This is a genomic window from Paraburkholderia sp. BGA-UO-ETr-F12 (genome assembly GCF_059567945.1).
Genome location: NZ_JCAQOZ010000046.1, coordinates 64,866 through 81,085 on the forward strand (window position 1 = coordinate 64,866; position 16,220 = coordinate 81,085).

The 16,220-nt window shown below is 62.9% G+C and carries 13 protein-coding genes; 11 read left to right on the forward strand and 2 right to left on the reverse strand.

What is annotated here, in order from left to right; translation table 11 throughout:
- Nucleotides 1-21: 21 nt before the first annotated feature.
- A complete protein-coding gene (gene betI / locus AC57B6_RS19555) occupies nucleotides 22-609 on the reverse strand; it encodes a transcriptional regulator BetI (protein WP_028194435.1) in 588 nt (195 codons plus the stop codon).
- A gap of 252 nt (nucleotides 610-861) precedes the next feature.
- On the opposite strand from betI, the gene fdhA reads away from it, so the two are divergent.
- The gene (gene fdhA, locus AC57B6_RS19560) at nucleotides 862-2,061 is read left to right on the forward strand and encodes a formaldehyde dehydrogenase, glutathione-independent (RefSeq protein ID WP_178370032.1); all 1,200 of its coding nucleotides are present in this window, start codon (nucleotides 862-864) and stop codon (nucleotides 2,059-2,061) included.
- 119 nt (nucleotides 2,062-2,180) lie between these two features.
- On the opposite strand, the gene AC57B6_RS19565 is transcribed toward fdhA, so the two are convergent.
- Nucleotides 2,181-3,176: a GlxA family transcriptional regulator gene (locus AC57B6_RS19565; RefSeq protein WP_030100598.1), complete on the reverse strand. Its 996-nt coding sequence runs from the start codon at nucleotides 3,174-3,176 to the stop codon at nucleotides 2,181-2,183.
- A gap of 431 nt (nucleotides 3,177-3,607) precedes the next feature.
- On the opposite strand from AC57B6_RS19565, the gene AC57B6_RS19570 reads away from it, so the two are divergent.
- The 10 genes from AC57B6_RS19570 to AC57B6_RS19615 all read left to right on the forward strand — a co-directional run bounded on the left by AC57B6_RS19570 (nucleotide 3,608) and on the right by AC57B6_RS19615 (nucleotide 16,133).
- A complete protein-coding gene (locus AC57B6_RS19570; RefSeq protein ID WP_028194438.1) occupies nucleotides 3,608-4,882 on the forward strand; it encodes a serine hydroxymethyltransferase in 1,275 nt (424 codons plus the stop codon).
- 18 nt (nucleotides 4,883-4,900) lie between these two features.
- The gene (locus tag AC57B6_RS19575) at nucleotides 4,901-5,872 is read left to right on the forward strand and encodes a dipeptidase (protein WP_496421935.1); all 972 of its coding nucleotides are present in this window, start codon (nucleotides 4,901-4,903) and stop codon (nucleotides 5,870-5,872) included.
- A gap of 44 nt (nucleotides 5,873-5,916) precedes the next feature.
- The gene (locus AC57B6_RS19580) at nucleotides 5,917-6,453 is read left to right on the forward strand and encodes a DUF5943 domain-containing protein (protein ID WP_028194440.1); all 537 of its coding nucleotides are present in this window, start codon (nucleotides 5,917-5,919) and stop codon (nucleotides 6,451-6,453) included.
- Between the two features lie 51 nt (nucleotides 6,454-6,504).
- Entirely contained in the window at nucleotides 6,505-8,568 is a 2,064-nt protein-coding gene (locus tag AC57B6_RS19585) for an NADH:flavin oxidoreductase (protein ID WP_028194441.1), read from the forward strand.
- 2 nt (nucleotides 8,569-8,570) lie between these two features.
- The gene (locus AC57B6_RS19590) at nucleotides 8,571-10,484 is read left to right on the forward strand and encodes a (Fe-S)-binding protein (RefSeq protein WP_030100595.1); all 1,914 of its coding nucleotides are present in this window, start codon (nucleotides 8,571-8,573) and stop codon (nucleotides 10,482-10,484) included.
- Nucleotides 10,485-10,488: 4 nt separating this feature from the next.
- Nucleotides 10,489-11,667: an electron transfer flavoprotein subunit alpha/FixB family protein gene (locus tag AC57B6_RS19595; protein ID WP_406868515.1), complete on the forward strand. Its 1,179-nt coding sequence runs from the start codon at nucleotides 10,489-10,491 to the stop codon at nucleotides 11,665-11,667.
- A complete protein-coding gene (locus AC57B6_RS19600; protein ID WP_496421936.1) occupies nucleotides 11,664-12,455 on the forward strand; it encodes an electron transfer flavoprotein subunit beta/FixA family protein in 792 nt (263 codons plus the stop codon). Before AC57B6_RS19595 ends, AC57B6_RS19600 begins: the two co-directional genes overlap by 4 nt.
- 73 nt (nucleotides 12,456-12,528) lie before the next feature.
- Nucleotides 12,529-13,839 carry an aromatic ring-hydroxylating oxygenase subunit alpha gene (locus AC57B6_RS19605; RefSeq protein WP_046570534.1) on the forward strand — a complete coding sequence of 437 codons (1,311 nt, stop codon included), beginning with the start codon at nucleotides 12,529-12,531 and terminating at the stop codon, nucleotides 13,837-13,839.
- Nucleotides 13,840-13,872: 33 nt separating this feature from the next.
- Nucleotides 13,873-15,132 carry an FAD-binding oxidoreductase gene (locus tag AC57B6_RS19610; protein WP_028194446.1) on the forward strand — a complete coding sequence of 420 codons (1,260 nt, stop codon included), beginning with the start codon at nucleotides 13,873-13,875 and terminating at the stop codon, nucleotides 15,130-15,132.
- A 143-nt stretch (nucleotides 15,133-15,275) separates the two neighbouring features.
- Nucleotides 15,276-16,133 (forward strand): glycine betaine ABC transporter substrate-binding protein, encoded by an 858-nt coding sequence (locus AC57B6_RS19615; RefSeq protein ID WP_028194447.1) that lies wholly within the window; start codon nucleotides 15,276-15,278, stop codon nucleotides 16,131-16,133.
- The last annotated feature ends 87 nt before the right edge of the window (nucleotides 16,134-16,220 follow it).

The window sequence follows — 16,220 nt, forward strand, 5'->3', positions numbered from 1 at the left end:
TGCCGCCGCTCTGGACGCGTGCTAATTGCGTGCTTCCAGCAGCAGATCGATGTAGTCGTTTGCCACGCGCAGCGCGGCCTTGGTATCGAAGGGCTCGCCTGACAACGCACCGCGCAGCCATAGCCCGTCGATCAGTGCCGCGAGGCCGCTCGCCGCGCGGCGCGCCGCCGGACGGGGCAACGCTTTGGAAAAATCCGCGCACAGGTTCGAATTCAGGCGCCGGGTGTTCACGTATTGAAGCCGCCGCAACTGCGGCTTGTGCATGCTCTCGGACCAGAACGCGAGCCAGGTTTTCATGACCGGGCCGCTGGTCTGTTCGGCGTCGAAATTCGCCGCGACGACCGCGCGCAGTTTCGAGCGGGGATCCGCCTTTGCCGCACTGCGCCGCCTCGAGGTGGCTTGCCACAGATCGCGCAGCACATGACGCATGGTGGCTTCGAGCAAGCCGTCCTTGTCGCCGAAATAGTGGCTGACGATGCCGGTGGAAATGCTCGCGCGCTGCGCCACCGACGCAAGCGTGGCGCCGGCCAGACCGGTTTGGTCGATTGTCAGCAGGGTGGCGTCGATCAGTTGAGCGCGGCGGATTTCGCGCATTCCGAGTTTGGGCATGGTGCTGGAGGCGGCGGGCGCAGGCAGGCCGCCCAAGTGTTCGATGGCGCATGTTAGTTTTTTTATATTGAACGGTCAATCAATAAAAAACGGGTTGCATCAGCGCGCACACGGGTTGCGCCCGGCGTGTCGGTTCCAGCCAAACCCGTGTCGCGTTCGGTGCGTGTCCTTTGTTTCAGCGGGCGCTACGCTCGTTGAACGGCGCGCCACATCGAAGCGGGCGCGCCGCTCACAGAACATGGAGACAGGCAAATGAGCAGCAATCGCGGCGTCGTGTATCTAGGGCAGGGCAAGGTGGAAGTGCAATCGATCGACTTTCCGAAGATGGTCGATCCGCGTGGCCGGTCGATCGGCCATGGGGTGATCCTGAAAGTGGTCAGCACGAATATTTGCGGTTCCGATCAGCACATGGTGCGCGGCCGCACGACGGCCGAAATCGGCCTCGTGCTCGGTCACGAGATCACCGGCGAGGTGATCGAGGTGGGCCGCGACGTCGAAACCTTGAAGGTCGGCGATCTGGTGTCGGTGCCCTTCAATGTGGCTTGCGGACGCTGCCCGACCTGCAAGGCGCAGCATACCGGCGTGTGCCTCAACGTGAATCCGTCACGGGCCGGCGGGGCTTACGGCTACGTCGACATGGGCGGCTGGATCGGCGGCCAGGCCGAGTACGTGCTGGTGCCGTACGCGGACTTCAATCTGCTGAAATTCCCCGACTACGCGCAAGCGATGTCGAAAATCCGCGATCTGACGTGCCTGTCCGACATTCTGCCGACTGGCTATCACGGCGCGGTGATGGCAGGCGTGAAGCCTGGCGCGACCGTCTACATTGCGGGTGCCGGACCGGTGGGCATGGCGGCGGCCGCTTCCGCGCGTTTGCTGGGCGCAGCCTGCACGATCGTTGGCGATATGAACGAGGCGCGGCTCGCGCACGCTCGCAAGATGGGTTTCCAGACCATCGACCTGTCGAAGGACGCTACGCTCGGCGAGCAGATCGAACAGATTCTCGGCAAGCCGGAAGTGGACTGCGCGGTGGACTGCGTCGGCTTCGAGGCACACGGTCACGGCAGCAGCGGTTCGCATGAGGAAGCGCCGGCTACCGTGCTCAATTCGCTGATGGAAATCACCCGGGCCGCGGGTGCGATCGGGATTCCGGGTCTTTACGTGACGGACGATCCGGGCGCCACCGACGCCGCTGCGCGCAAAGGCAGCCTGAGCATCCGCTTCGGTCTCGGCTGGGCCAAGTCGCACTCGTTCCACACGGGGCAGACACCGGTGATGAAGTACAACCACAATCTGATGCAGGCAATCTTGTGGGACCGCTTGCCGATTGCGGATATCGTCAACGTGACGGTCGTTTCGCTCGACCAGGCCCCGGACGGTTACCGGCAATTCGATGGCGGTGCGCCGAAGAAGTTTGTGATCGACCCGCATGGGCTGTTGAAAGCGGCCTGACGTCGGCATCGCGGTGCATGCGTTGTTTGTTCTTCAACGCATGCACAACGACGGCGATACGCGTCTGGCGCGTACGTCTGGCCAGCCGTGCCGCCTTTAACCGAAACGCCGGCCGGGAATCACGCCGCCATGACAGGCGCGGCGGCGAGGGAGGGGGCCTGCTTGCGCCGTTCGCGCGTCGGCGCGGTGCCGAACGCGTCGCGATAGCTCTTCGAGAAGTGGCAAGCCGACTGGAAGCCGCAAGCCATCGTGATATGCATGATCGACATGTCGGTCTGCAGCAGCAATTCACGGGCGCGCCGCAGGCGCAGCGTCAGATAGTAATGCGTGGGCGTCATGCCCAGATGCTCGCGGAACAGGCGCTGCAATTGCCGTTGCGACATGCCGGCGAGCCGTGCGAGTTCTTCGCGCGAAAGCGGTTCTTCGATGTTGTTCTCCATCAGCGCGATCACTTCGAAGAGCGACTTGTTGGCCGAACCGAGCCGCGCCACCAGCGGCATTTTCTGTTGCGCGCTCGTATCGCGTACATGTTCGACGATGAACTGCTCGGCGATCTGCGTGACCCGTGCCGTACCGACGCGCGGCGCGATCAGGTTGAGCATCATGTCGAGCGGCGCGACACCGCCCGTGCACGTCACGCGATCGCGATCGATTACGAACAGTTCTTTCAGAAAGCGCGTGTCGGGAAACTCCTCCTTGAGCGCCGACATGTTCTCCCAGTGAATCGCACACGCATAACCGGCCAGCAAGCCGGCACGCGCCAGCGCATAAGTGCCGGTGCACAGGCTGCCGAGCACGCTGCCCATGCGGGCGAAGCGGCGCAGTGCGATCAGATGCTCGGCGGTGGTCGCGCGCTGCACGTCGATCCCGCCAACCACGAATACGATATCCGGTTGACCGACGCATTCGACCGGTCCGGTATCGACCGCGAGGCCGTTGCTCGCCGTCACCGGGCCGCCGGTGGGGCTCACGATCGACCAGCGGTAAAGCGTTTGCCCTGTCAGGTAGTTCGCCATGCGGAGAACTTCGATCGCGTTGGTAAACGCGATCATCGTGAAGTTCGGCACCGGCATGAATGCAAAGTGCGACAACGACGCCGTGCGATCGGTGGACATGGGGGAAATGATTCCTTCGAATCTGTAATATCGCGTCGCCGTGGGGAGCAGCGACTGCTGCAATTTTGAGGACGGGCGCAACTAACGTGCCATCAGGCTAAACCCTCAGTTGCTTGTCAATAAAGAGGGATAGCTAAACAAACGGCACCAGAACGGAGCCGTCAGGGCCTGCCTGCGCACCCGAAGCGCGCACGACGATCAGTTGCAGTGCAGCAAAAACGCGAATCGCTAACGACCGTTCGAAACCCCTCATCGCGACTTGTCGAAAAAGGACGCGAATGGCGGAAAAGGCAAAGAACGCGTCTGAATTCGTAAATTGGCGCGCGGGGCTAACGTCAAGAATAGACCCAATGCAGAGCGGTGGCAGCAGGGCTTGTTAGCCCGCCCGGCAGCCGCTTGCGGCCCATCGCCAACCTCCTCACGGACCTACCATGTCGAACCCGAATCCTTTCTTCGAAGAATCGCTTGCCACGCGTGATGCGGCGGTGCGCGGCGCCATTTTGAAAGAGCTGGAGCGCCAGCAGTCGCAAGTCGAATTGATCGCGTCGGAAAACATCGTGTCGCGCGCGGTGCTCGAAGCACAGGGTTCGGTGCTCACCAACAAGTACGCGGAAGGGTATCCGGGCAAGCGCTACTACGGGGGTTGTGAATACGCCGACGTGATCGAAACGCTGGCGCTCGACCGGATCAAGCAACTGTTCAACGCGAAATTCGCTAACGTGCAGCCGCATTCGGGCGCTCAGGCTAACGGCGCCGTGATGCTCGCGCTGGTGAAGCCGGGGGACACGGTCCTCGGCATGTCGCTCGATGCCGGCGGTCACCTGACTCACGGCGCCAAGCCGGCGATGTCGGGCAAGTGGTTCAACGCGGTCCAGTACGGCGTGAATCGCGACACGATGCTGATCGATTACGAGCAGATCGAGGAACTCGCGCAGCAGCATAAACCGGCGCTGCTGATCGCCGGCTTCTCGGCTTATCCGCGCGCGCTGGATTTCGCCCGGCTGCGTGCGATCGCCGACGGCGTGGGCGCGAAGCTGATGGTGGATATGGCGCACATCGCCGGGGTGATCGCGGCCGGGCGTCACCAGAATCCGGTCGAGCACGCACACGTCGTCACGTCGACCACGCACAAGACGTTGCGCGGTCCGCGCGGCGGCTTTGTACTGACGAATGACGAAGACATCGCCAAAAAGATCAACTCGGCTGTGTTCCCCGGCCTGCAAGGCGGCCCGCTGATGCATGTGATCGCCGGCAAGGCGGTGGCGTTCGGCGAGGCGCTGCAACCGGGCTTCAAGACCTACATCGACAACGTGCTTGCGAATGCCCAGGCGCTGGGCGAAGTGCTGAAGGCGGGCGGCGTCGATCTGGTGACGGGCGGCACCGATAACCATCTGCTGCTGGTCGATCTTCGTCCGAAGGGCCTCAAGGGCAATCAGGTCGAGCAGGCGCTGGAACGCGCGGGCATCACCTGCAACAAGAACGGCATTCCTTTCGACAGCGAGAAGCCGACGGTCACCTCCGGCGTTCGCCTCGGCACGCCGGCGGCCACGACGCGCGGCTTCGGCGTGAGCGAGTTCCGCGAAGTCGGGCGGCTGATCGTCGAGGTGTTCGACGCGCTGCGAGACCACCCGGAAGGCCACGCCGCCACCGAACAACGCGTGCGCCGCGAGATTTTCGCGCTGTGCGAACGCTTTCCCATCTACTAAGCACGCCTGGAGCAAACGATGAGCACTTTGCACGACAACAGCATCATCATCGACGGTCTGAACATTTCGAAGTTCGAGCGCTCGGTGTTCGAAGACATGCGCAAGGGCGGCGTGACCGCGGTGAACTGTACGGTGTCGGTCTGGGAAAGCTTCCAGAAGACCGTCGACAACATTGCCGAGATGAAGCAGCAGATTCGCGAGTTCGGCGAGATCCTGACGCTCGTGCGCACGACCGACGACATCCTGCGCGCGAAGAAAGAGAACAAGACCGGCATCATTTTCGGTTTTCAGAACGCGCATGCGTTCGAAGACAACCTCGGCTATATCGAGGCCTTCAAGGACCTTGGCGTGAACGTGGTCCAGCTTTGCTACAACACGCAGAACCTGGTCGGCACGGGTTGCTATGAACGTGACGGCGGATTGTCGGGCTATGGCCGCGAGGTGATTCAGGAGATGAACCGCGTCGGCATCATGGTCGATCTCTCGCATGTGGGCGGCAAGACGTCCTCCGAGGCGATCGCAGCGTCGAAAAAGCCGGTGTGCTACTCGCATTGCTGCCCATCGGGATTGAAAGAACATCCGCGCAACAAGAGCGACGAGCAACTGAAAGAGATCGCCGATGCGGGCGGCTTCGTCGGCGTGACGATGTTCGCCCCGTTCCTGAAGCGCGGCTCGGACGCGACCGTCGACGACTATATCGAAGCAATCGAATACGTGGTGAATCTGATCGGGGAAGACCAGGTCGGTATCGGCACGGACTTTACGCAAGGCTATAGCACCGAGTTCTTCGACTGGATCACGCACGACAAGGGCCGTTATCGCCAGTTGACGAACTTCGGCAAGGTGGTGAACCCAGAAGGCATTCGCACGATCGGCGAGTTTCCGAACCTGACGGCCGCGATGGAGCGCGCCGGCTGGAGCGAAACCCGCATCAAAAAGATCATGGGTGAAAACTGGGTGCGGGTGTTCGGCGAAGTCTGGAAGGTCTGATTCTTCATTCACCGAACCTGAACCCATAAAAACGGAGCCCCCACATGCAACCCCAACTGCCTATCGACGTCGATCCGAACACCGGCGTCTGGACCACCGATGCGCTGCCGATGCTGTACGTGCCGCGTCATTTCTTCACGAACAATCACACGGCCGTCGAGGAAGCACTCGGCCGCGACGCGTATGCCGAGATTCTCTATAAGGCCGGCTACAAGTCCGCCTATTTCTGGTGCGACAAGGAAGCAAAACAGCACGGTATTGCCGGCATGGCCGTATTCGAACATTACCTGAACCGCCTGTCGCAACGCGGCTGGGGACTCTTCACGATCACGGAAGCCGATCCGTCCAGCTCGCGGGCCCGCATCGAATTGCACCACTCGTCGTTCGTGCTCGCGCAACCGGGCAAGGAAGGCAAGCTTTGCTACATGTTCGCGGGCTGGTTCGCGGGCGCGATGGACTGGGTGAACGATACCGCGCCGGCTGGACAGCGCAAGGGTCCGCCGTCCCATTCGCAGGAAGCGCGCTGCGCGGCCGAAGGCCACGATTACTGCGTGTTCGAAGTGTCGCCGCTCGCGTCGTAAGCGCAACGCGCGCCAGGCCGTACACAGCACTCTATTCCGAGGTCGATCTCGATGCGTTACCCGAACCTTTTCAAGCCTCTCACGCTGAACCAGCTGACCTTGCGCAACCGCATTGTCAGCACCGCGCACGCGGAGGTGTATGCGGAGCCGGGTGGTCTGCCCGGCGACCGTTATATCCGCTATTACGAAGAGAAGGCCAAGGGCGGCGTCGGCCTCGCCGTGTGCGGCGGCTCAAGCCCGGTGTCGATCGACAGCCCGCAAGGCTGGTGGAAATCGGTGAATCTCTCGACCGACAAGATCGTCGATCCGCTCGCGCGGCTGGCCGAAGCAATGCACCGGCATGGCGCGAAGATCATGATCCAGGCCACGCATATGGGCCGCCGGTCGGCCTTTCACGGTGAGCACTGGCCGCATCTGATGTCGCCCTCCGGCGTGCGCGAGCCGGTGCATCGCGGCAACGCGAAGATCATTGAAGTCGAAGAGATTCGCCGCATCATCTCGGACTTTGCCGCCGCCGCGAAGCGCGTGAAGGACGCGGGGATGGACGGCATCGAGATTTCGGCGGCCCACCAGCATCTGATCGATCAGTTCTGGAGTCCGCGCACGAATTTCCGCACCGACGAATGGGGCGGCTCGCTCGAGAACCGTCTGCGTTTCGGCACCGAAGTGTTGAAGGCCGTGCGCGAAGCGGTAGGCGCCGATTTCTGCGTCGGTCTGCGCATGTGCGGCGACGAGTTCCATGAAGACGGTCTCGATCACGAACAACTGAAAGAAATCGCTCAGGCGATGAGCGAAACCGGCCTGATCGATTACCTCGGTGTGATCGGTTCCGGCGCGGATACGCACAACACGCTGGCGAACTGCATGCCGCCGATGGCGCTGCCGCCCGAACCGTTCGTGCATCTCGCGGCGGGGATCAAGTCGGTCGTGAAGCTGCCGGTGATGCACGCGCAAAGTATTCGCGACGCGGGGCAGGCCGAGCGCCTGCTGGCGAGCGGCATGGTCGATCTGGTCGGCATGACGCGCGCGCAGATCGCCGATCCGCATATGGTCATCAAGATTCGCGATGGCCGCGAGGACGAAATCAAGCAATGCGTCGGCGCGAACTATTGCATCGACCGCCAGTACAACGGGCTCGATGTGCTGTGCGTGCAGAACGCGGCGACCTCGCGCGAAGAAACCATGCCGCACGTAATCGCGAAGACGCGCGGTCCGAAGCGCAAGGTGGTCGTGGTCGGCGCGGGTCCGGCCGGACTGGAAGCGGCGCGCGTGGCGAAATCGCGCGGTCACGACGTGGTGCTGTTCGAGAAGAACGACTACGTGGGCGGCCAGATCATGCTGGCCGCGAAAGCGCCTCAACGCGAGCAGATGGCAGGCATTGTGCGCTGGTTCGATATGGAGACGAAGCGCCTCGGCGTCGATCGCCGCCTCGGGGTTGCCGCCGACGAAAAAACCATCATGGCCGAGAAACCGGACATCGTCGTGCTGGCCACGGGCGGCTCGTCGTTCACGTCGCAAGTCGCGGCGTGGGGTGTCGAAGAGGGGCTCGCGGTCAGTTCATGGGACGTGCTGTCGGGCAAGGTCGAGCCGGGCAAGAACGTGCTGGTGTATGACGGCGTCAGCACGCACGCCGGTGCGGGCGTGGCGGATTTCATGTCGAGCCGCGGCTCGAACGTCGAGATCGTGACGCCTGACGTGAAGGTCGCCGATGACGTCGGCGGCACCACGTTCCCGATCTTCTACCGACGCCTCTACGCGCAAGGCGTGATTCATACGCCGAACTACTGGCTCGACAAGGTCTACGAGGAAGACGGCAAGAAGATCGCCGTGATCCGCAACGAGTACACCGAAGAGCAGGAAGAGCGCGCGGTCGATCAGGTGGTGATCGAGAACGGCAGCACGCCGAACGACCAGCTCTACTGGGCGCTCAAGCCCGAATCGGTGAATCGCGGCCAGGTGGACGTGCACAAGCTCTTCGCGTCCGAGCCGCAACCGTCGCTCAGCGAAGAACTCGGCAACGGCCGCTTCCTGCTGTTCCGCGTCGGCGACTGCATTTCCATGCACAACATTCACGGCGCGATCTACGACGCGCTGCGCCTTTGCAAGGATTTCTGACGATGAGCCCCGTGTTTGTCATCACCGTCCTGTTGTGGTTGTCGGTGGCGGGTCTGGCGTTCGCGCTCGTCAAGCGCGCCGCGTACTGGCGCGAAGGCCGCGCCACGGCGGCGGGCGCGTACGGCTGGACCAATCTGCTGGCCATTCCGAAGCGTTACTTCGTCGATCTGCATCATGTGGTGGCGCGCGACCCGTACATCGCGAAGACCCACGTGGCGACCGCGGGCGGTGCGATCCTGGCGATGGCGCTGGTGTTCGTCAACTATGGTCTCGCGATCTATTCGCCGTGGCTCGACAAGCTGATCTTTCTGGCGGCGCTGGTGATGCTGGTCGGCGCAGTGTTCGTCTGGCGCCGGCGGCATGGTGCGAAGGCCGTGCCGGCAAGACTCTCGCGCGGACCGTGGGATCATCTGCCGCTGCTGCTCGGGTCGTTCGCGCTTGGTCTGGCGTTGTTTATCGCGCTGCCGGCCGCGGCGATGTCGGGGGCGCTTGCGATTATCGTCGCGCTGCTGATCGCGGTGGGCGCGTTCACGATGACCTTCGGCGCAGCGCGCGGCGGCCCGATGAAGCATGCGCTCGCCGGTCTGCTGCACCTCGCGTTTCACCCGCGTCAGGAGCGCTTTGCCGAGCGTAACGACAACGACCTCGTGCCGCCGACCGCATTGAAAGTGCCGCTGCTCGACGCGAAGGAATACGGCGTGGGCAAGCCGGTCGAATTCCGCTGGAACCAGTTGCTGAGCTTCGACGCCTGCGTGCAGTGCGGCAAGTGCGAAGCGGCATGCCCCGCGTTTGCCGCCGGGCAGCCGCTCAATCCGAAGAAGCTGATTCAGGATCTGGTCACGGGCATGGTCGGCGGCACGGACGAAGCCTACGCGGGCAGTCCGACCCCCGGCATTCCAGTGGGCAAACACGGCGGTGCGCCGGGCAAGCCGCTCGTATCGAGCCTGATCGAAGCGGATACCCTGTGGTCGTGCACCACCTGCCGTGCCTGCGTGCAGGAATGCCCGATGTTGATCGAGCACGTCGACGCGATTGTGGATATGCGCCGCAACCAGACCTTGGTCGAAGGCAGCGTACCTGGCAAAGGCCCGATCACACTCGCGAATCTGCGCGAGACCGGGAGTTCGAACGGCTACGACATCGGTGCGCGTTACGACTGGGCCGTCGATCTGCAGGTACAGGTCGCGCAACCCGGGCGCCCGGTCGACGTGCTGCTGATCGCCGGCGAAGGTGCGTTCGACATGCGTTATCAGCGCACGTTGCGGGCCCTGGTCAAGGTGCTGAATCGGGCGGGAATCGACTACGCGGTGCTCGGCGGCGTCGAAACCGATACCGGCGACACGGCCCGGCGTCTGGGCGATGAAGCCACCTTCCAGCAACTCGCCACGAAACTGATCGGCACGCTCTCGCAGTACGCATTCCGCAAGATCGTCACCGCCGATCCGCACGTGCTGCACAGCCTGCGCAACGAATACCGCGCACTCGGCGGCTTCTACGAGGTGCAGCACCATACCGCGTTGATCGAAGAACTGGTGGCGAGCGGCAAGCTGTCGCCGAAGGCGGTTGCCGCGTTCGCGGACCGCAAGATCACGTATCACGACCCGTGCTATCTGGGCCGTTATAACGGCGAGACCGAAGCGCCGCGCCGGCTGCTGAAGAGCATCGGCATCAAGGTGGTCGAAATGGAACGCAACGGCTTGCGCGGGCGGTGCTGCGGAGGTGGCGGCGGTGCGCCGTTGACCGACATCCCCGGCAAGAAACGCATTCCGGACATCCGTATCGACGACGCCCGCACGGTAGGCGCCGAGATCGTTGCGGTGGGCTGCCCGAATTGCACGGCGATGCTCGAAGGCGTGGTCGGCCCCCGTCCGGAAGTGCTGGACGTCGCCGAACTGGTTGCGGCAGCGCTGGAGTAACGCCATGAACATGCTCAAACGAATCGACCCGCGCCGGCCGTTCACGATCACAGCCGACGGACTCAGGCGCATTACGCTCGGCATGACGGGCGTCGCCGGCGCGACGGAATTCGCGGTGCACGGCGCCTCGGGGCCGGCGCATCGCGAGCATGCGAAGCCGCGCCGTACGACGGCTGCGGCGCAGCGCGTGCTGCTGGTGGCCGCGCACGCGGATCGCGGCGCGCTGGACGATCACGCGCGCCAGGCTCTCGCCGCGGCCGCGTTGATCGCGAACCCAACGACCGAGGTCGTGCTGCTTGTATTCGGCGAATTCACGGGCGATGCCGCCGCGCTCGGCGCCGACAAGCTGATCGAATTGCCGATGTTCGATCGCCGCGTTTTTGCGCCGCTGGACGAATTGAACGCACTGGCCGCGTGCGTGGCGGCCTATGCGCCGGCGCACATTTTCCTGCCCGACAACGTCACCGGCGACGGCGATCTCGGCCGCCGTTATGCGGCAGCCGCGAACGCGAGCGTCGCGACGCACGTGGTTGAGATCGATGGCGCGCATGTCGCGGCTTATATCCAGACGAATACGGCGTTCGCCGTGCGGGCACTGCCCGAGGTCGTGCTGCTCGCACCGAACGCGGTCGATCCGAAGTTGCCGTTCGTCGGCGCGGGCGAGCGCGTGGTCTGGCGTTTCGATGGCGAAGCGGCCTCCTCGAAAGGCATCGTGCGCGATCTGGGCATCGAGGAGATGGACGCAGCCCAACTCGCGCTCGAGGAAGCGGATTTCATCGTCTCGGCAGGCAATGGGGTTAGCGATGTGCCGGCCTTCGAACGTCTGGCGGCTACGTTAGGCGCCGCGATTGGCGCAAGCCGCGTTGCCGTGGACGACGGCAAATTCAGCCGCGACAAGCAGATCGGCGCGACCGGCAAGACCGTCGAGGCGAGCGTCTATATCGCGTTCGGTATTTCCGGCGCGGTGCAGCATCTGCAGGGCATCAAGGATTGCCGGCATGTGATCGCCGTGAATCTCGACGCCAGTGCGCCGATCGCCAAACGCGCGAATCTGACCGTTATCGGCGACGCGGGAGAAGTCATCGCGGCGCTGAATGAAGCCGCGGCGGCTGCGCGTAGCGCACGCGGCACCGGTGCGGCGATATTGAATTCAACGGCTGTTGCGGAAGGAGCACTGGCATGAAGATCGCCGTACTGGTTTCGGTGGGGCGGCACCCGGTCAGCGGCACTGCGCGTTACAGCCGTAACGACGCCGCCGCGCTGACAATGGCGCTTTCGCTCGCCAGAACACACGGCGCGACGCTCGACGTACTGCATGCGGGCGATGCGTCCAATCCGGCGTTGAAGGAATACCTCGCGCTGGGCGCCCATGCGGTCGAAGTGCTCGAAGTGCCTGCTTCTGCCGGACTGCCAGGCGATGCGGCAGCGCCGCTCGCCGCGCGGCTGCGCGGTTACGACCTGGTGTTGACCGGCACTCGTGCCGAAGGCGCATTCGACAGCGGCATGCTGCCGTATCGCGTCGCCAGTGCGCTGGAGATGCCCCTGGTAGGTGCCGCCGTCGATCTGACACTGCGCGACGGCTGTGCGGAAGTCCGGCAATTCATGCCGAAAGGCCTGCGCCGGCGCGTTGAAGTGCGGCTGCCGGCTGTGATCGCGGTGCACCCGATGGCCAACGCGGCGCCGACCTACGCCTATGCGAGGTTGCGCGAAGGCACCATCCGTCCGGTCGTGGAGAAAACACCGGCAAGCCCGGACACTGCCAATGCCGACACTCTCGCCTGGACGACCCGTCCCGCGACCGCCAAACCGGTGCGCCTCGCCGCCGCCGAGAAGCGCTCGGGCCATGCCCGCATGCTCTCGGCGACGACCACGGAGAGCCGTGGCGGCAGCGTCGTAATTGAAGGGAGTTGCGTCGAAAAAGCACAAGTGATCCTTGCGTATTTGCGCGAGCATCAACTCGTGGATTACTGATTTCCGGTTCGGGCGAGCATGCGACCAGGAGGGCCTGGCGCGGCGCCAGACGTGACATGCAACGGAGCACACAATGAAAGTTTCGGCAGACGTTCGCGCAATGATCGAACGCCGCAAGAGGAATCACACGCTGGAAGCGCCGTTCTATACGGGCGAGGAAATTTTCGCGCTCGACATGGAGGCGATTTTCCGCAAGCACTGGATCCAGGTCGCGGTGGAACCGGACGTACCGGAACCGGGCGACTACATCACAGTGGAAATCGGCAGCGACTCGATTCTGATCGTGCGCGACGACGACATGCAGGTGCGGGCGTTCCATAACGTCTGCCGCCATCGCGGCGCACGTCTGTGCAATACGGATAAAGGCTCGCTCGGCAATATCGTCTGCCCGTATCACAGCTGGACCTACAACCTGAACGGCGATCTGATGTTCGCCGAGCATATGGGCGATCAGTTCGATCGTTGCAAGCACAGCCTGAAAGCGGTGCATGTCGAGAACCTGGCCGGGCTCATCTTCATTTGTCTCGCGGACGAGCCGCCCGCCGACTTCGCCGTAATGCGCGCCGCAATGGAACCGTACCTGTTGCCGCACGATCTGGCCGGCTGCAAGGTCGCGGCGTCGATCGACATTATCGAAGAGGGCAACTGGAAGCTCACGATGGAGAACAACCGCGAGTGCTATCACTGCGTCGCGAATCATCCGGAGCTGACGATTTCGCTTTACGAATACGGTTTCGGCTATCAACGCACGCCCGCCAATGAAGAAGGCATGGCCGCATTCGAAGCAACCGTGGCGCGCCGTACCGCGCAGTGGGAGGCGATGAAGCTGCCGTCGGCGGAGATCGACCGGCTGGCGGATCTGGTGACGGGTTTCCGTACGCAACGCCTGCCGCTCGATCGCGACGGCGAGTCGCAGACGATGGACGCGAAGGTGGCGTCGAAGAAACTGCTCGGCGGTTTTGAGCAGGCCGATCTCGGCGGTCTCTCGTTCTGGACGCAGCCGAATTCGTGGCATCACTTCATGAGCGATCATATCGTCAGCTTCTCGGTCATTCCGTTGTCGGCGGGTAAAACGCTGGTGCGTACCAAGTGGCTCGTCCACAAGGATGCGCGCGAAGGCATTGATTACGACGTGAACAATCTGACGGCCGTGTGGCGCGCCACCAATGACCAGGACCGTGCGCTCGTGGAGTACTCGCAACGCGGTGCGACCAGCAGCGCGTACGAACCGGGCCCGTATTCGCCTTTCACCGAAGGCCTCGTCGAGAAATTCTGCGAGTGGTATATCGGCCGCATTGCGGAGTACAGCAATGCACCCCAAACCCATGATGCCGGCGAAGCGCCGGTTTCGCACGGCGAAAAAGTCGTGTCTTTCATGCGCTGAGCGCGATACCGCAACCAGGAGCGGGAGAAAACAATGATGCGCGATCAGGCGACGCTTCAGCTCAGTCCCGAGCTGGTTGCGAATCGTGAGCTTGCAGGCAGCGGGACGTCAAGCCGCGTGACGCAGCCGCGGTTCTGGGAGACCTTGCCGGCGCGTTGGAACAGCGATACCGACGACACGCTGGTGTGTTGCCTCGTCCGCCAGGAAACGCACGACGTCAAGAGCTTTTTCTTTCGTGCACCGTCCGAACGCGCGTTCGTGTTCGAACCGGGGCAGTTCATTACGCTGGAACTCGAGATCGACGGCGAGGCGGTGAATCGCTGCTATACGATTTCGTCGCCGCCCACCCGTCCGCACACTATTTCCATCACCGTGAAGCGGGTGCCGGGCGGCAAGGTGTCGAACTGGCTGCACGACAATCTGCACGCGGGCATGCAGGTTCGCGTGCTGGGGCCGTCCGGCGAGTTCACCTGTGCCCGGCATCCGGCGCGTAAGTTTCTGTTTCTGTCGGCAGGATCGGGCGTGACGCCGCTTATGTCGATGAGCCGCGCGCATCATGAACTCGGCGAAGATAGCGACATCGTGTTCGTGCACAGCGCCCGGACCCCGGACGACATCATCTTCGCGCGCGAGCTCGATCTGATTGCATCGAATCAGGCGAACTTCCGCACCGCGTTTGTCTGTGAACGGCTTGGCGCGAGGACCAATTGGCCAGGCATCACCGGCTTTCTGAGCTTGCCCTTGCTTAAACTCATTGCGCCGGATTTTCTGGAACGCGAGATTTTCACCTGTGGTCCCGCGCCTTATATGCAGGCCGTCCGGAACCTGCTCGCCGAAGGCGGTTTCGACCGCAGCCATTATCACGAGGAAAGCTTCTCGTTCGAGACGATCAGCGAGGTGGCCGCGCAACTGACAACCGCGCATGTCGCGGATGCTTTACAGGCACCGACAGTCGCCGCTGAGCGTTTTACCGAAACACGTGAACAGGCGGCCGGATTCACGCCGGCAGAAATACCGCTCGAGACGGAAACGAAATTCAAGGTGAGCTTCGTCAAAAGCAACCGCGAGATCGAATGCGGCAGCGGGCAGCATGTACTGGATGCGGCAAAAAAGGCGGGCGTGCGGCTCGCAGCTTCGTGCACGCAAGGCATGTGCGGCACCTGCAAGGTCAAGCTGGTGTCGGGCGAAGTCGCCATGAAACACGCGGGCGGCATTCGTCAGCGCGAAATCGATCAGGGCATGGTGCTGCTGTGTTGCAGCAAACCACTGAGCGATCTGGTTGTCGATAAGTAAGACGAGAGCAGGCCTCGGGCCCCCGCCCAAGGTCGCCTGCGGACAACTGGATGTCGGAAAACGACGCTACCCGGCAATTCTGGCTGGCGATTCTAAATGCTCAATGGGTACAGGTTGTTTGGACGGCAAACGGGAGAAGGGCGATGAGACTGGTCAGAAAGATATTGATGTTGAGCGTGTTGAGCGCGGCGCTGGCGGCAAGCAGCGTAAGCGTGTCGGCCGATACCAAGCCGACCATCAAGATCGGTTACGTGGAGGGTTGGGACGACAGCGTCGCAACCTCGAACGTGGCCGCGCGCGTGATCGAAAAGCGCCTTGGCTATCAGGTGCAGCTCGTGCCGGTCGCGGCCGGTGTGATGTGGCAAGGCGTGGCGCGCGGCGACCTCGACGCGACGCTGTCCGCATGGTTGCCGGTCACGCATGGCGCGTACTGGAACAACTTCAAGGATAAGGTCGTCGACCTCGGCGCCAACTTCAACGATGCGAAGATCGGCCTGATCGTGCCGGAGAACGCCGACGTGAAGAGCGTTGGGGATCTCGAAGCGAAGAAGGCGGAATTCGGCTCGCGTATCGTCGGCATCGATGCCGGCGCGGGCGTGATGCAGAAAACCAGCGAAGCCATCAAGGCTTATGGGCTCGACTATCAATTGATGCCGAGTTCCGGCAGTGCGATGACCGCGGAGCTGGCTCGTTCGGAGGCGGCGAGCAAGCCGATCATCGTAACGGGTTGGAAGCCGCACTGGATGTTCGCGAAGTACAAGCTCAAATTCCTCGACGATCCGAAGAAGGTGTTCGGCGAGGCGGAGCATGTGGATAGCGTCGTCAATCCTCAACTGGAGACGAAGGCGCCTACGGTTGTCGCGTTCCTCAAGAAGTTTCAATGGAAACCGGGCGAGATCGACAGCGTGATGCTTGCCGCGCAAAACGGCGAGAAACCGACAGCCGCCGCCGATGCCTGGATCAGCGCGCATGGGGATCGGGTGGATAGCTGGCTGAAGTGATCTCGTGATTTGCATGAAAGAGACGCCGCTCACATCGAGCGGCGTTTTTTTTCGTCAAGGAACGCCGCTCTTTCAGCGGCGTTTTGT

Bases quoted from the DNA above. Each gene is read 5' to 3' on its own strand.
- betI (WP_028194435.1), bottom strand. From the start codon at position 609: ATGCCCAAACTCGGAATGCGCGAAATCCGCCGCGCTCAACTGATCGAC.
- fdhA (WP_178370032.1), top strand. From the start codon at position 862: ATGAGCAGCAATCGCGGCGTCGTGTATCTAGGGCAGGGCAAGGTGGAA.
- AC57B6_RS19565 (WP_030100598.1), bottom strand. From the start codon at position 3,176: ATGTCCACCGATCGCACGGCGTCGTTGTCGCACTTTGCATTCATGCCG.
- AC57B6_RS19570 (WP_028194438.1), top strand. From the start codon at position 3,608: ATGTCGAACCCGAATCCTTTCTTCGAAGAATCGCTTGCCACGCGTGAT.
- AC57B6_RS19575 (WP_496421935.1), top strand. From the start codon at position 4,901: ATGAGCACTTTGCACGACAACAGCATCATCATCGACGGTCTGAACATT.
- AC57B6_RS19580 (WP_028194440.1), top strand. From the start codon at position 5,917: ATGCAACCCCAACTGCCTATCGACGTCGATCCGAACACCGGCGTCTGG.
- AC57B6_RS19585 (WP_028194441.1), top strand. From the start codon at position 6,505: ATGCGTTACCCGAACCTTTTCAAGCCTCTCACGCTGAACCAGCTGACC.
- AC57B6_RS19590 (WP_030100595.1), top strand. From the start codon at position 8,571: ATGAGCCCCGTGTTTGTCATCACCGTCCTGTTGTGGTTGTCGGTGGCG.
- AC57B6_RS19595 (WP_406868515.1), top strand. From the start codon at position 10,489: ATGAACATGCTCAAACGAATCGACCCGCGCCGGCCGTTCACGATCACA.
- AC57B6_RS19600 (WP_496421936.1), top strand. From the start codon at position 11,664: ATGAAGATCGCCGTACTGGTTTCGGTGGGGCGGCACCCGGTCAGCGGC.
- AC57B6_RS19605 (WP_046570534.1), top strand. From the start codon at position 12,529: ATGAAAGTTTCGGCAGACGTTCGCGCAATGATCGAACGCCGCAAGAGG.
- AC57B6_RS19610 (WP_028194446.1), top strand. From the start codon at position 13,873: ATGATGCGCGATCAGGCGACGCTTCAGCTCAGTCCCGAGCTGGTTGCG.
- AC57B6_RS19615 (WP_028194447.1), top strand. From the start codon at position 15,276: ATGAGACTGGTCAGAAAGATATTGATGTTGAGCGTGTTGAGCGCGGCG.